Here is a 14055-nt window from a genome sequence, read left to right as displayed (position 1 = left end):
GGGGCGCGCGGCTAAAATGGCTCGGTGCAGTCCGTTCAGCAGTCCCTGGAATTCCTCGCGACGCTCGCGGGCGAGGGCCCCGTGGCGAAGCTCGCCGCCGCCTTCAGTGCCGCCGGTCACGAGCTCGCCCTCGTCGGCGGGCCGGTGCGCGACGCGTTCCTCGGCCGGCCGATCACCGACCTCGACTTCACGACGGATGCGCATCCCGACGAGATCCTGGCGATCGTGACCCCCATCTCGCAGGCGCAGTGGGACGTCGGTCGCGCCTTCGGCACCATCGCCGCCCGGATCGACGGCGAGAGCGTCGAGATCACGACCTACCGCTCCGACGAGTACGACCACACCACCCGGAAGCCCGCCGTCGAGTTCGGCGACTCCCTCGAGGGCGACCTCCTGCGGCGCGACTTCACGGTGAACGCGATGGCGCTGCGCCTTCCGTCGCTGACCCTGATCGACCCCTCGGGCGGCATGGAGGACCTCATCGCCGGTGTGCTCCGCACGCCGGGCACCCCCGAGGTCTCGTTCGGCGACGATCCGCTGCGCATGCTCCGGGCCATCCGCTTCACCGCGCAGCTCGGCTTCACGGTCGCGGTCGACACCGCCGTCGCGATCACCGAGATGAAGGACTCCATCGGCATCGTCTCGGTGGAGCGGGTGAACGACGAGCTCTCGAAGCTGCTGAAGACGGATGCGCCCAGGCGTGGCGTCGAGCTGCTGGTCGAGAGCGGCCTCGCCGAGATCGTGCTGCCCGAGGTGCCCGCGCTGCAGCTCGAGAGCGACGAGCACCATCACCACAAGGACGTCTACCAGCACAGCCTCACCGTGCTCGAGCAGGCCATCGACCTCGAGAAGTCGCGCGGACGTCTCTCCTCCCCCGACCTCGTGGTGCGTCTGGCCGCGCTGCTGCATGACATCGGCAAGCCCGCGACCAAGCGCAACGAGCCGGGCGGGCAGGTGTCGTTCCACCACCACGACGTGGTCGGGGCGAAGCTGGCGCGCAAGCGGCTGCGGGCGCTGCGCTTCGACAACGACACCATCGCCGCGGTGTCCCGGCTGATCGAGCTGCACCTGCGCTTCTTCGGCTACACCGACGGGGCGTGGACCGACTCCGCCGTGCGACGCTACGTGCGCGATGCGGGCGACCAGCTCGAGCGCCTGCACATCCTGACCCGCGCCGACGTGACCACGCGCAACCGGCGCAAGGCCGATCAGCTGGCCTTCGCCTACGACGACCTCGAGGCGCGCATCGCGACTCTCGCCGCGCAGGAGGAGATCGACTCGGTGCGACCGGATCTCGACGGGGAGCAGATCATGCGCATCCTGAACCTGAAGCCGGGGCGTGAGGTCGGCGAGGCGCGGGCGTTCCTGCTCGAACTGCGGCTCGACGAGGGCCCCCTCGGCGAGGAGGAGGCCACCCGCCGGCTCGAGACCTGGTGGCACGCTGGAGCTAGGGGGATTGCATCGCAATCCCGCGACGCCAGTGCTGACTGAGCTGCGCTCAGTCAGTTCCCGCTAAGAAGCCGGCGTGTTCTTCGCGATGAACGCCTCGAGCTCGGCGCGCGCCACGTCGTCGGGCATCTGCACCGGCGGCGACTTCATGAAGTAGGCGGCAGCGGGCTCGACCGGGCCGCCGAGGCCGGCATCCAGCGCCACCTTCGCGGCGCGCACGGCGTCGATGATGACGCCGGCCGAGTTGGGTGAGTCCCACACCTCGAGCTTGTACTCCAGGCTCATCGGGGCGCCGCCGAAGCCGTGGCCCTCGAGGCGCACGAAGGCGAACTTGCGGTCGTCGAGCCACGGCACGTGGTCGCTCGGGCCGATGTGCACGTCGCCGGCGGGCAGGTCGATGTCGATGTTCGAGGTGACCGACTGCGTCTTGGAGATCTTCTTCGAGTTGAGGCGGCGGCGCTCGAGCATGTTCTTGAAGTCCATGTTGCCGCCGACGTTCAGCTGGTACGTGTGGTCGAGCTGGATGCCGCGGCTCTCCAGCAGGCGGGCCAGCACGCGGTGCGTGATGGTCGCGCCGACCTGGCTCTTGATGTCGTCGCCGACGATCGGCAGCCCGGCGGCCACGAACTTCGCGGCCCACTCCGGGTCGGAGGCGATGAACACGGGGATGGCGTTCACGAAGCCCACGCCCGCATCGAGCGCGGCCTGCGCGTAGAACTTCGCGGCCTCCTCCGAACCGACGGGCAGGTAGCAGACGAGCACGTCGGCGCCCGACTCGCGGAGGGCGGCCACGACGTCGACCGGCGACGCCTCCGACTCGTCGATCATCTCGACGTAGTACTCGCCGAGCCCGTCGAGGGTCGGTCCGCGCTGCACGGTGACACCGGTGGGCGCGACGTCGGCGAACTTGAGCGTGTTGTTCTCGCTGGCCCAGATGGCGTCGGCCAGGTCGGCCCCCACCTTGGCCGCGTCGACGTCGAACGCCGCCACGAACTCGATGTCCCCCACGTGGTACTGACCGAAGCGCACGTGCATCAGGCCGGGCACCGACTCGGTCTCGTCGGCGTGCTTGTAGTACGTCACCCCCTGGATCAGAGAGTTCGCGCAGTTACCGACGCCCGCGATCGCGACCTTGATGCTCATTCCGTCAGCCCTTTTCCGTTGTGTCAAAACTCCACGATCCTATGCCTGATCAGCTGAGTGACGGATGCGCGGGGCCCCGCAGCGCACCGGGCCGCCCGTCAGCCGACGAACCGGTACCGCTCCACGTCGGCGACCTCGTGGGTCTGGCCACCGCTCAGGGTGAAGCGCGGCGGATCTCCGGCGACGGTGAGCTGCGTCGCGTGGGCGGCCATCGCGGCCACCTTCCGGCGAAGGGACACCCCGCGCAGCGGGACGGCGATGTCGGCGATCGCGGAGCCGTCGACCCGCGGTTCGACGATCGCGAAGAACGGCACGCCGTAGTGGCGCGCGACCTCGCGTGCGGCGTCGTGCATGCGCACATGATCCGGATGCCCGTACCCGCCCAGCCCGTCGTAGCTGACGACGCTCGTCGGCGCGCCCCCGGCCAGCCTCTCGGCGCCGGTGATCACGGCGTCGACGACCGTCTCGAGGGGGGCCAGGCTCAGCGCCGCAGCCGGAGCGTCGTCGGCGGCCCGGGCGAAGCCGTCGTCCCCCCACTCCATGCCCGAATCGGAATACGTGCCGAGGAAGGCTTGCGGCACTCCGCCGAGCTCCAGCAGCGCTCGCTCCAGCTCGCCCTCACGGTGCGGTGCCAGCTCCGGCGTGCCCTCGAGGTGGTGCAGCTCGCCGGGTACGACCTCCCCGCGCTCGCCGCGGGTGCCGGTGAGGAGCACGGGGTGGCGGCCGGCCGCCACGAGGGCGGCGAGGGTTCCGCCGGTGGAGATCGACTCGTCGTCGGGGTGGGCGTGCAGGAAGAGCGGTCGGTCGCCGAACACGGCGGTCGGGTCGGGCTCGAGCGAATCGACCTCGACCTCGACCAGCAGCTCGGTGGCGACGGCCGCCCAGTCCCGTGCCCGGCCGTGCTGCAGCGCTGTCGCCCCGAGCCTCCCGAGCCGCGCCTCGTCTGACAGAAGACGGCCGAGCGCCTCGGCCCAGTCCTCGGGCCGGCGGCTGCCTACGTGCACGCCGCTGACACCGTCGACCACCGATTCGGCCAGTCCCCCGGCGCCCGTGGTGACGACCGGCGTCCCGCTCGCCGCGGCTTCCAGCGCGACCAGCCCGAAGGTCTCCGAAAAGGAGGGGACGAGCAGCAGGGTCGCCTCGCGCAGCAGCTCGGCCGCCTCGGGCCGCGTCTGCGCCGGCAGGAAGGTCACGTCGTCGTCGAGCCCCAGCTCGTGCACCCGCCGCCGCAGCGTCGCCGCGTAGTCGTCGTGGCCGGGGCTGATTCCGCCCGCGATCACGAGGCGCGGGCGCGGTGCGGGGAGCAGGGCGAGTGTTTCGACCACCAGATCGACGCCCTTCAGCGGCTGGATGCGCGCCAGCACGAGCAGGGTGGGGCGGGCGGCGGGGGCCGCCGTCCCAGGGTGGAAGAGGGAGGTGTCCGCACCCGGCGCGAGCACGCGCACCCGCTCGCCGGGCGGAGCGTAGGCGTCGAGCACCGCCGCGCGCTCGGCGGCGCTCAGGGCGAGGGTGAGCTCGGAGGCGTGCACGAGCATCCGCTCTGCAGCCACGCGCGACGCCGGTTCGGGTCGATCGCCGGGCGCGAGGTGCGCGTTCTTCAGGGCGGCGACGGTGTGCAGGCTCTGCACGTGCGGCACGCCCCACTCCTCGGCGACCGGCAGGGCGGCGGCGCCCGAGAGCCAGTAGTGGGAGTGCACGAGGTCGAAGGGCTCGAGCTCGCGCATCCGCTCGCCGAACTGGCCGAGATGCGCCGGCAGCTCGCCCTTGGCGACGGATGCGCGGGGCCCTGCCTCGAGGAAGCGCACGAGTGTGCCGCCCGCCGTGCGGCCCTCGGTCTCGGCCGCTGATCGGGCACGGGTGAGCAGCTCGACGTCGTGGCCGGCGGCGGTGAGGGCGTCGGCGAGACCGACGACCACCACGTTCATGCCGCCCGCGTCGCCGGTGCCCGGAGCGTCGAGCGGGGAGGTGTGCAGCGATACCAAGGCGATGCGGCGGTTTTCTTCCACCGTCCGACCCTGACACAGGAGCGCTCGGATGGGTGCTTCTGGTAGGGTGTGGAAGTTGTCCTGCGCCCAGTGGAACTCTCCACGCGGGTGCGAGACAGATGCATAACCCTCCTGTCACAGAGATTCTGTGGCCGTTCTAGTCCGAAGGAGGTGGGTTTGTGACGCATCAGTACGAACTCATGGTCATCCTCGATCCCGAGATCGACGAGCGCACCGTGGCACCGAGCCTCGACAAGTTCCTCAACGTCATCCGCACGGATGGTGGCACCGTGGACAAGGTCGACATCTGGGGCCGCCGTCGCCTGGCCTACGAGATCAACAAGAAGTCCGAAGGCATCTACGCCGTCGTCAACCTGACCGCGTCGGCCGACGCGACCAAGGAGCTCGACCGTCAGCTGAAGCTGTCCGAGGCCGTCATGCGCACCAAGGTGCTGCGGGCCGAAGAGGGCATGGCCCAGGTCGCCGCCGCGTCGAAGCTGGCCGCAGAGAAGGCCGCCCGCAAGGCTGCCGCTCCCGCGAAGCCCGCCGTCAAGGCCGAGGCCGGCGAGTAGTCCGTCATGGCCGGCGAAACCGTCATCACCGTGGTGGGCAACCTCACCGCCGATCCTGAGCTGCGCTACACGCAGAACGGGCTCGCGGTCGCGAACTTCACGATCGCCTCGACGCCTCGCACCTTCGACCGCGCGTCGAACGACTGGAAGGACGGCGAAGCGCTGTTCCTCCGGGCGTCGGTCTGGCGTGAGTTCGCCGAGCACGTCGCCGGGTCGCTCACGAAGGGCAGCCGCGTCGTCGCGACCGGTCGCCTGCGTCAGCGCTCCTACGAGACGAAAGAGGGCGAGAAGCGCACCTCGATCGAGCTCGAGGTCGACGAGATCGGTCCCTCGCTCCGCTACGCCACCGCTCAGGTGACCCGTGCCTCCAGCGGCGGTGCCGGTGGCGGCGGCGGGAGCTTCAACGGTGGCGGTCAGCGCGGCGGCCAGTCGGCCGTCGAGGAGCCCTGGGCGGCCAGCGCCCCCTCGACCTCCTCCTCCAACGGAGGCGGCGGGAACGACGTCTGGAACACGCCCGGCAGCTACGCCGACGACACCCCCTTCTAAACTTCTCTTCTTTCAGAACAGGAATCAACCATGGCTGGAAAGTCAAGCGGCGACCGCCGCAAGCCGCTCCGCGGCGCCAAGGGCGCGAAGAACGCGGCCCCGGCGAAGTCCATCCGCGTCGGAGTCATCGACTACAAAGACGTCGCGACCCTTCGCAAGTTCATCTCGGAGCGTGGAAAGATCCGCGCCCGCCGTATCACGGGAGTCTCCGTCCAGGAGCAGCGCCTCATCGCCCGTGCCGTCAAGAACGCCCGCGAGATGGCACTTCTGCCCTACGCCGGCTCAGGCCGTTAAGGAGCAGCAGCATGTCGAAACTCATTCTCACCCACGAGGTGACCGGTCTCGGTTCTGCCGGCGACGTCGTCGAGGTCAAGAACGGCTTCGCCCGTAACTACCTCATCCCCAAGGGCTTCGCGGTGTCGTGGAGCCGTGGCGGCGAGAAGCAGGTCGAGCAGATCAAGGCTGCCCGCTCCGCTCGCGAGCTCGCCACCATCGAAGAGGCGCAGCACCTCAAGCAGTCGCTCGAGAACGCCGTCGTCAAGCTCACCGTCAAGGCGGGCCAGGGCGGACGTCTGTTCGGCTCGGTGAAGACCTCCGACATCGCCGACGCGGTGCAGGAGGCCGGCATCGGCTCGCTCGACAAGCGCAAGATCGAGATCCCGAACGCCATCAAGGCGACGGGCAACCACGAGGCGACCGTGCGTCTGCGCGATGACCTCTCGGCGACGATCTCGCTCCAGGTGGTCGCGGCCAAGTAGCCGTACCCGAGAAGGGGTGTCACGAGCTTCCGGGCTCTGACACCCCTTTTCCATGCCCGGATTCTCCCCAGATCTGTACACAGGAACCGGCGTGTCGGGGAAGGTTCAAGTGTCGGTCGAAGGATCTGCGAACCCACACTCTGTGGAATGTCGAAACTCCCGGTCAAGCCACATTTGCCCCTCAGGATGCTCGGACTCTCCACAGGGAAGTGCACACCTTGTGCACACAGGCGTCGGCGTTTCGCGCAGATCCTCCACAGACTTATCCACAGGCCGGTTTGATTGTGCAAAGGGCCCGTTCGTAGTCTGGGCCGGCGCCCCTCACCACCGCCGATGTCGGTGGTGGGCGCTAGAAGTGAACAGAGCCGCCCCGGCGGCAGAAGCGGAGCAGACCTTGTCGATCGCCCATCTCGGTCTCGCGGGTGAAGAGCGCCAGGGCGCACCCCGCGCCGGCGACCGCACCCCGCCGCACGACCTGCTCGCCGAGCAGAGCGCGCTCGGCGGCATGCTGCTGTCGAAGGACGCCGTGGCCGACGTGGTCGAGGTCATGCGGGCCGTCGACTTCTACATCCCCAAGCACGAGGTCATCTTCGATGCGATCCTCAACCTCTACTCCCACGGCGAGCCCACCGACGTCATCGCGGTCACCGACGAGCTCACCAAGAGCGGCGAGCTGAGCCGGGCCGGCGGAGCCGACTACCTGCACACGCTCACCGGCCTGGTGCCCACGGCCGCCAACGCCGGCTACTACGCCCAGATCGTCTCCGAGAAGGCCGTGCTGCGCCGCCTCGTCGAGGCCGGCACCCGCATCGTTCAGATGGGCTACGCCAGCGAGGGCGAGGTCACCGACCTCGTCAACAACGCCCAGGCCGAGGTCTACGCGGTCAACGGCGGCGTCGAGGCGGAAGACTACGTGCCGCTCACCGTCGCGGTCACGGCGGCCATCGACGAGATCGAGGCGGCCGCGGGCAAAGACGGCTCGATGACCGGTGTGCCCACCGGCTTCGCCGACCTCGACAACCTCACGAACGGCTTCCACCCGGGCCAGATGATCATCGTTGCCGCCCGCCCCGCGCTCGGCAAGTCGACGCTCGCGCTCGACTTCTGCCGCGCCGCCTCGATCAAGAACGACATGCCGTCGATCTTCTTCTCGCTCGAGATGGGCCGCTCCGAGATCGCCATGCGCCTGCTCTCGGCCGAGGCCTCCGTTCCCCTGCAGAGCATGCGCAAGGGCCGCATCGAGGGCCGGGACTGGACGACACTGGCCTCGACCCGCGGCCGCATCAACGACGCGCCGTTCTACATCGACGACAGCCCGAACATGACCCTCGTCGAGATCCGCGCGAAGTGCCGCCGGCTGAAACAGAAGGTCGGCCTCAAGCTGGTCGTCATCGACTACCTGCAGCTCATGACGAGCGGCAAGAAGGTCGAGAGCCGCCAGCAGGAGGTCTCGGAGTTCTCCCGGGCCCTGAAGCTGATGGCCAAGGAGCTGCAGGTGCCGGTCATCGCGCTCTCCCAGCTCAACCGTGGCCCCGAGCAGCGCGCCGACAAGAAGCCGGCCATCTCCGACCTCCGCGAGTCGGGCTCACTGGAGCAGGACGCCGACATGGTCATCCTGCTGCACCGCGAGGGCGCCTACGAGAAGGACAACCCCCGCGCCGGCGAGGCCGACTTCATCGTCGCCAAGCACCGCAACGGCCCCACCGCCACCATCACGGTCGGCTTCCACGGCCACTTCTCCCGCTTCGCGGACATGCCCCCGGCCTGAGTGTGCCGGAGCAAGAATTGTGCATCGGGTTTGAACCTTCGCATCACGGGCTCAAGGTGAAGGCTGTCATCGGACTAGCGAGGATCCGCGCCAGCAACTCGTACCGCCGAATTGCTGCTGTTCGTTTCCCGATCAGCCGCATACTGAGCGTGCCTTAGGGACTCTCCGATGGCGGGCGAACCTTGTGCCCGGCGCTAATTCGCTCGTTCAAAAGCCCGGCAAGTTTTGGTTCAATGACGGTTGCGTAGGCGACGCGACCGAATAGTCTGCTGGGTGACATCACGCCTTCGTGTGAAAAGTGCTCAAAACCGCGTCGAGAGAAATGAAAAGTCTCGATCAGCAAACGCTGTTTGAGGCGGCGTGGCAGCCGGGGCCTGTCAACGTCGTGTCCCACATACAGGCCGAGGACATACGGTGACCTCCGCATGAACCTGGTCTTGTGGTCGTTGATCGACCATCCGTCGGAGGCGAGCGCAAATCCGACGTCAGAAAGCAATTGATCGGATACACCTGCTCCCGAGAACGTCAGATCGTCCACCCAGCGGGTGTATTGGACACCGTGCCCGTTCGCGATCGTCTGGATGATGTCGTCCATATTTAGAAAGGCGAGGTTCGACAATACGGGGCTTGTGCGGTAGCCCAGCGGGAGGGCACCATCTCGAAAACATGCGCCTTCAATCCAGTCGCAAACTCGGGAGTCGAAATTGAGACGCAGAACGTCCTCAACGCGGTCGAAGGATATCTGGCCGAAGAAATCCGCAAGGTCGAGAGCCAAAGCCGCACGCGAACCAGCATGTATCGTCGCCGCGGACTTCGTGTTTCTACCGCGAATGAATCCATATACGGCGTCCGACGGTGTCCATCCAACTGCAAGCATCCCCCGCGCCTGACGGTGTGCCGTATCTAAACGACCCAAAGCGCGATGTGCTTGCCGCCAGCGGCCCTTCGTCCGGAACGATAGAGTGCGCTCGTTGGCGCGTGCCCAATTCCGCCATTCGGCAACGGTCCGCGGACCCAGGTCCCACACCTGGATTCGAACCGAGAATTGCTCCCATGAAATCAAGGTGCCCTCCGGGGAAGCATATATACCATGGCAGATACCTCTTTCGAGGCATCGCACCTTGACGGTAGCCCAACGCTCACCCGAAGGCATGCGCTTCGACGGTTGAATTCAACCGAAACGTCTTCCCCGGACGGCGTGGTAAGGCTACCGTCAGATCGATCATTGGCCAAGAAGTTCCCCTTGTTCGACTACCGAGGACATGTTGCGAACGAAGGTTTTGTACATGCGAAGTGCATAGTCACCCCCGGTGAGATGACCTTCGATCTGCACGCCACCTTCATCGCTGTACGTGAGCGAATTCGCATTCGGTGGAAGGTGTGACACTGGGCAACCCTGAACCTGGCAGCATTCCACTACACGCGCCACGTATTTCAGCGTTGCGTAAAGAAGGTAATCGGCCATCGCCAGGCCTGCATCACCCTTCGGCGCAGCACTCACGGTTACGTTTGCGCCGGGTCGAGCCTTGGCAATGATCGATTCGTAACGGGAAGGTGGGCTTTGGTCTGCCTCAAATACGACGTCGATCTGTTCCCAGGTTCTGTACCGCTGCATCAGTACTCGAAGCAACGAGACAAACAGCGCGTCGAAAGCCTGGTTCTTTTTTGTAGCATCTAAGGCGACCGATGAAACTAAGTAGCGGACGTGGCCCTTAAAAGTGGCACCGCGATCGAGCTCGGCGAGGAGGGGCTCCGCGAATTCCGCTCCGTCCTTTGTTGCGTGCCACCCATGGGATCTGAAGCCAGCCATACGAGGCGCGTCTTCGATACCGGTTCGCGACAGAATTTCTGCTCGCACAACATCTAGGCGCTGCCGTAGGTCATCCAGGTCTTGGAATGATTCGTAAACAGCGACGCCGACCCCGATAATCCACCGCCAGTCACACTCTGCTGAAGGAGATCCGCCAAGACGCGAGCACCGCTGATGGGTCTTGCAGACATTCACGACAGACTCGTCGAGTTTCAGATAGACGACATGCATGATTAGTCCCCGTTCATCCCCGACGAAGGTCCGCGTCTAAACTGACTTCTCTCCTTAGGAGGGTTCGCTCATCATGACGTTATGTTCCTCGTGCGAGCAAGAGGCCAACGTGTACCGGCGGTCTAACCGACCCCACAAGCCGCCCTTCTACCGCGACGACGCGACCAACAGGACGCTCGTAAAAATTCGATCGAATTGCCGTCAGCTGAAGCGGAGAGTCAGCCTGACGCTCGTCGTCATCGTTAACCTTCAGTTCATGACGAGCGGCAAGAAGGTCGAGACCCGCAGGCAGGAGGCTCAAAGTTCTCCCGAGCGTTCAAGCTCATGACGAAGGAACTGCGGGCGCCTGTTATCGCGCTTTCCCATGAACTGTCACTCCCTAACAGCGTGCTTACAGGAAGTCGGTCATCTCCGACCTTCGCGAATATTGCCGTCGCTGCCCCGGACACATCTCCCGTTCCGTGGGTCCGCCCAAGCGCCGCGAGAAGGGCTCAGGAGAAGGGGAGCTGCTGCTCCTGCGAGATGAGGGTGGGGTAGCCGGGCACGGTCGCCGAGACGCGGACGGCGGAGTAGTCCTGGGTGATGCCCGAGGGGATCGTCGACGAGAAGGTGCCGTCGGCGCGAGTCGATTGGCGGAAGACCGTGACCCAGGAGTCGGTTCCGCGGGGCTTTCCCTCGATGTCGAACTGCTGCTGGAGCGGCTTGCCGTCGGCGCCCAGGAGCTCGACGAAGATGAAGCCCGAGTCGCCGGAGCCGCTGAAGTAGACCGAGAGGGCCGGCTTCGGGGCGGGCGTGGAGGCGGCGGCCGCGGGGGCCGCGACGGCGGCGAGCACCACGGGGGCGGCCCAGGCGCCGTGCAGCACGGCGCGGCGGGTGGGGCCGGAGGGGCTCGGCGGGTTCGGTTCGTGTCGGGTCACCTCATCACGCTAGGCGGGCGCGCCGAGGCGAGGAGGCGTCTCCGACGCCCGCAAGCGGACATGTCCGCAAGAGGGCGCGGAGAGCGCGGAGGGTGCAACGCACCCGGGCCAGGCGACCTCCGCGCGGAGCCTACGGAGCGGCGACGGCCGCCCGATAGACGGAGGCCACGCGGTCGAGGAACGTCGAGACGACCTCGCGGTCGGCCTCGGGCATCTCGTCGACGATGGCGGCGATGCCGAGGATGACGGGGAGGAGCTCCTGCACCGTGCGGTCGACCGACGCGCGGGCCGGCACCACCACGATCTTGCGACGGTCGCGCTCGTGCGGGTGACGCTCCGCGTGGCCGAGCGCGACGAGCCGGTCGACCACGAGGGTTGAGGCCGCCGTCGAGACCTTGAGGCGCGTCGCGAGCTCGCTCGGTGTGAGCGGCCCGTCCTGGATGAGGTGCTCCATCGCGGTCAGGTCGGTCTGATTCACGGTCAGAACGGTGCCCAGGCGGCGCTCGAAGGCCCGCGAGAGGGCGTCGACGTCGCGGAGCTGCTGCGAGATCGGGGAGACGGCGGGCATACCGCTGTCGGGCAGCTCGTCGCGCGACCACCGGGTGGTGCTCGAGGAGTTGCGGGCATCAGTCATGACTGACATGCTAAACCCATATGTAGTTAAGCTGCTTAGCAACCAAGGATCTTGTAGGTCGAAGGAGAGAGAACCATGCGCGCCATCGCCCGATTCGTCAGCGGCCGGGGCACGGCCTGGGTCACGCTGGCCCTGACCGCGGTCGCCGTGGCGCTGCTGATCGCCCTGCTCCCCCAGGGCGAGAGCGACGCCTTCCCGCCCTCCGGGCTGCCCGAGTCGAGCGAGGCCGCGCAGGTCACTGCGCTGCTCGAGCAGTTCCCCGACGCCGACACCACGGCGGGCATCGTCGTCTACTCACGCGGTGGCGCCGCCCTGACCGAGGCCGACCGCACCGCGATCACCGAGGCGGCGGCCCGGCTCGCCGAGGGCTCCCTCGCTCCCCAGGCGGTCGTGCCGCAGTTCAGCGACGACGGCGCCGCTGCACTCGTGGCCGTCCCCCTCGAAGCGGATGCCGACGCCGACGTCGGGGCGATCGCCGACGAGCTCCGCGCCGACGCCGATCCGGGCGTCGACGGCCTCACCGCCCTGCTGACCGGGCCCGTCGGCTTCCAGGCCGACATCTCCAACGCCTTCGCGGGAGCGGACTTCCGCCTGCTGCTCGTGACCGTGCTGGTGGTCGCGTTCCTGCTGATCGTCACCTACCGCAGCCCGGTGCTCTGGATCGTGCCGCTCGCGGTCGTCGGCCTCGCCGACGGGCTCGCCCGGGTCGTGGTGACCGCTCTGGCCGAGCCCCTCGGCATCACCATCGACGCGTCGATCGGGGGCATCCTCTCGGTGCTGGTGTTCGGCGCCGGCACGAACTACGCCCTGCTGCTCGTCGCCCGCTACCGGGAGGAGCTCACGCGAGTCAAGAACCGGCACACCGCCATGCTCACCGCCTGGCGGAGCGCCGGCCCCGCCATCGCGGCGAGCGGCGGCACCGTGGCCCTCAGCCTGCTCACCCTGCTGCTCGCCCAGCTCTCGGGCAACCGCGCCCTCGGCATCGCCTGCGCCCTGGGCGTGGCCATCGCGATCCTGTTCGCCCTGCTCGTGCTGCCGGCGGCCCTCGTCGTCTGCGGCCGCGGCCTGTTCTGGCCGTTCGTCCCCCGCGTGCAGAGCGAGGCCGACGCGGCGGCCCACCCGCGGAAGCCCGGCGTCTGGATGCGCCTCGGCCGCGCCGTGGCGAAGCGACCCGCCGTCGTGGCGATCGTCGCCGTGCTCGGCATCGGCGCGCTCTCCCTCGGCCTGATCGGCGTGCAGGTCGGGCTCTCCCAGACCGACCAGCTGATCGGGGAGCCCGACTCGGTGAAGGCCCAGGCCGTGATCGACGAGTCGTTCAACGCGGGCCTGACCGGTCAGACGATCGTGCTGACCCCGGATGCGGTGGTCACCGACGCGAGCACGCTCGCCGAGGGCGTGGCCGGTGTCGAGTCCGTGCGTCCCGGCGAGAGCGCCGCCGGCGTGACCCGCCTCGACGTGACCCTCGACGCCGAGCCGGAGAGCGACCAGGCCTTCGCGACCGTCACCGCCCTCCGCAGTGCCTACGCCGACGCCGGAGGCGAGCTAGCCGACACCCTGGTGGGCGGCAACGACGCGACCGCGCTCGACACGAACACGGCCTCCGAGGCCGACCAGGCGCTGATCATCCCGTTGATCCTGGCGATCGTCTTCGTCATCCTGGCCCTGCTGCTGCGCTCGCTGGTGGCGCCCGTGCTGCTGATCGCCAGCGTGCTGGCCACGTTCTTCGCGAGCCTCGGCGCCTCTAACGTGCTGTTCCAGAACGTGCTCGGGTTCCCGGCGTTCGATTCCAACGTGGTGCTGTTCGCCTTCCTCTTCCTGGTGGCGCTCGGCGTGGACTACAACATCTTCCTCACCACGCGGGCCCGGGAGGAGGCCGGGCAGCACGGTACCCGGGAGGGGATGGTGCGGGCGCTCAGCAGCACCGGTGGCGTGATCACCAGTGCGGGCATCCTGCTGGCGGCCGTCTTCGCGGTGCTCGGCGTGCTGCCCGTGGTCGCGCTGACCCAGATCGGCGTCATCGTCTGCATCGGCGTGCTGCTCGACACCCTCGTGGTGCGCACGGTGCTCGTGCCGGCGCTCGTCTTCCTGACCGGCGACCGGTTCTGGTGGCCGTCGAAGCCCGCAGCCGGAGCCGCGTCCGCAACGGGTGCCGCGCACGCAGCCGGACCCGCACCCGCCCGGCACGCCGGGCACGACCGGCACTCAGCCGGGGCGAAATAGACTGGGGGCATCCCTACCGTCG

14 protein-coding genes are annotated in these 14055 nt (G+C 67.9%); 8 read left to right on the top strand and 6 right to left on the bottom strand.

What is annotated here, in order from left to right; translation table 11 throughout:
- Positions 1–24: 24 nt before the first annotated feature.
- Positions 25–1491: a CCA tRNA nucleotidyltransferase gene (locus BJ984_RS03755; protein ID WP_179546892.1), complete on the top strand. Its 1467-nt coding sequence runs from the start codon at positions 25–27 to the stop codon at positions 1489–1491.
- Between the two features lie 21 nt (positions 1492–1512).
- Here BJ984_RS03755 and BJ984_RS03750 read toward each other — a convergent pair whose 3' ends face one another.
- Positions 1513–2592 carry an inositol-3-phosphate synthase gene (locus tag BJ984_RS03750; protein WP_179546891.1) on the bottom strand — a complete coding sequence of 360 codons (1080 nt, stop codon included), beginning with the start codon at positions 2590–2592 and terminating at the stop codon, positions 1513–1515.
- A gap of 98 nt (positions 2593–2690) precedes the next feature.
- Entirely contained in the window at positions 2691–4598 is a 1908-nt protein-coding gene (locus BJ984_RS03745) for a glycosyltransferase (RefSeq protein ID WP_179546890.1), read from the bottom strand.
- 179 nt (positions 4599–4777) lie between these two features.
- Here BJ984_RS03745 and rpsF point away from each other — a divergent pair, with 179 nt between their 5' ends.
- The 5 genes from rpsF to dnaB all read left to right on the top strand — a co-directional run bounded on the left by rpsF (position 4778) and on the right by dnaB (position 8221).
- Complete coding sequence (rpsF, locus tag BJ984_RS03740) at positions 4778–5149, top strand: 30S ribosomal protein S6 (protein ID WP_216851677.1); 372 nt, start codon at positions 4778–4780, stop codon at positions 5147–5149.
- Between the two features lie 6 nt (positions 5150–5155).
- The gene (locus BJ984_RS03735) at positions 5156–5695 is read left to right on the top strand and encodes a single-stranded DNA-binding protein (RefSeq protein ID WP_179546889.1); all 540 of its coding nucleotides are present in this window, start codon (positions 5156–5158) and stop codon (positions 5693–5695) included.
- A gap of 30 nt (positions 5696–5725) precedes the next feature.
- Positions 5726–5989, top strand: a complete 264-nt coding sequence (rpsR, locus tag BJ984_RS03730; RefSeq protein WP_022895757.1) for a 30S ribosomal protein S18 — start codon at positions 5726–5728, stop codon at positions 5987–5989.
- Between the two features lie 11 nt (positions 5990–6000).
- Positions 6001–6453: a 50S ribosomal protein L9 gene (gene rplI, locus BJ984_RS03725; RefSeq protein ID WP_173182113.1), complete on the top strand. Its 453-nt coding sequence runs from the start codon at positions 6001–6003 to the stop codon at positions 6451–6453.
- A 394-nt stretch (positions 6454–6847) separates the two neighbouring features.
- The gene (dnaB, locus tag BJ984_RS03720) at positions 6848–8221 is read left to right on the top strand and encodes a replicative DNA helicase (protein ID WP_173182114.1); all 1374 of its coding nucleotides are present in this window, start codon (positions 6848–6850) and stop codon (positions 8219–8221) included.
- A 154-nt stretch (positions 8222–8375) separates the two neighbouring features.
- Here dnaB and BJ984_RS03715 read toward each other — a convergent pair whose 3' ends face one another.
- Both BJ984_RS03715 and BJ984_RS03710 read right to left on the bottom strand, forming a co-directional pair.
- The gene (locus tag BJ984_RS03715) at positions 8376–9098 is read right to left on the bottom strand and encodes a reverse transcriptase family protein (RefSeq protein WP_179546888.1); all 723 of its coding nucleotides are present in this window, start codon (positions 9096–9098) and stop codon (positions 8376–8378) included.
- A 345-nt stretch (positions 9099–9443) separates the two neighbouring features.
- Positions 9444–10262: a hypothetical protein gene (locus BJ984_RS03710; RefSeq protein ID WP_179546887.1), complete on the bottom strand. Its 819-nt coding sequence runs from the start codon at positions 10260–10262 to the stop codon at positions 9444–9446.
- A 73-nt stretch (positions 10263–10335) separates the two neighbouring features.
- Here BJ984_RS03710 and BJ984_RS18525 point away from each other — a divergent pair, with 73 nt between their 5' ends.
- Complete coding sequence (locus tag BJ984_RS18525) at positions 10336–10590, top strand: DnaB-like helicase C-terminal domain-containing protein (RefSeq protein ID WP_373877386.1); 255 nt, start codon at positions 10336–10338, stop codon at positions 10588–10590.
- A 163-nt stretch (positions 10591–10753) separates the two neighbouring features.
- On the opposite strand, the gene BJ984_RS03700 is transcribed toward BJ984_RS18525, so the two are convergent.
- Both BJ984_RS03700 and BJ984_RS03695 read right to left on the bottom strand, forming a co-directional pair.
- A complete protein-coding gene (locus tag BJ984_RS03700) occupies positions 10754–11179 on the bottom strand; it encodes a hypothetical protein (RefSeq protein ID WP_179546886.1) in 426 nt (141 codons plus the stop codon).
- Positions 11180–11309: 130 nt separating this feature from the next.
- Positions 11310–11813 (bottom strand): MarR family winged helix-turn-helix transcriptional regulator, encoded by a 504-nt coding sequence (locus BJ984_RS03695; RefSeq protein ID WP_246306426.1) that lies wholly within the window; start codon positions 11811–11813, stop codon positions 11310–11312.
- Between the two features lie 75 nt (positions 11814–11888).
- On the opposite strand from BJ984_RS03695, the gene BJ984_RS03690 reads away from it, so the two are divergent.
- A complete protein-coding gene (locus BJ984_RS03690) occupies positions 11889–14033 on the top strand; it encodes an MMPL family transporter (protein WP_179546885.1) in 2145 nt (714 codons plus the stop codon).
- Positions 14034–14055 lie beyond the last annotated feature (22 nt).

It is taken from the genome of Herbiconiux flava (assembly GCF_013409865.1).
GTDB lineage: Bacteria > Actinomycetota > Actinomycetes > Actinomycetales > Microbacteriaceae > Herbiconiux > Herbiconiux flava.
This window is presented reverse-complemented; position numbering and strand designations above follow the sequence as displayed.

Excerpts from the sequence above, each read along its gene's own strand:
- BJ984_RS03750 (WP_179546891.1), bottom strand. The coding sequence starts at position 2,592 with ATGAGCATCAAGGTCGCGATCGCGGGCGTCGGTAACTGCGCGAACTCT.
- rpsF (WP_216851677.1), top strand. The coding sequence starts at position 4,778 with ATGGTCATCCTCGATCCCGAGATCGACGAGCGCACCGTGGCACCGAGC.
- BJ984_RS03735 (WP_179546889.1), top strand. The coding sequence starts at position 5,156 with ATGGCCGGCGAAACCGTCATCACCGTGGTGGGCAACCTCACCGCCGAT.
- rpsR (WP_022895757.1), top strand. The coding sequence starts at position 5,726 with ATGGCTGGAAAGTCAAGCGGCGACCGCCGCAAGCCGCTCCGCGGCGCC.
- rplI (WP_173182113.1), top strand. The coding sequence starts at position 6,001 with ATGTCGAAACTCATTCTCACCCACGAGGTGACCGGTCTCGGTTCTGCC.
- BJ984_RS03715 (WP_179546888.1), bottom strand. The coding sequence starts at position 9,098 with ATGCTTGCAGTTGGATGGACACCGTCGGACGCCGTATATGGATTCATT.
- BJ984_RS03710 (WP_179546887.1), bottom strand. The coding sequence starts at position 10,262 with ATGCATGTCGTCTATCTGAAACTCGACGAGTCTGTCGTGAATGTCTGC.
- BJ984_RS18525 (WP_373877386.1), top strand. The coding sequence starts at position 10,336 with ATGACGTTATGTTCCTCGTGCGAGCAAGAGGCCAACGTGTACCGGCGG.
- BJ984_RS03695 (WP_246306426.1), bottom strand. The coding sequence starts at position 11,813 with ATGACTGATGCCCGCAACTCCTCGAGCACCACCCGGTGGTCGCGCGAC.
- BJ984_RS03690 (WP_179546885.1), top strand. The coding sequence starts at position 11,889 with ATGCGCGCCATCGCCCGATTCGTCAGCGGCCGGGGCACGGCCTGGGTC.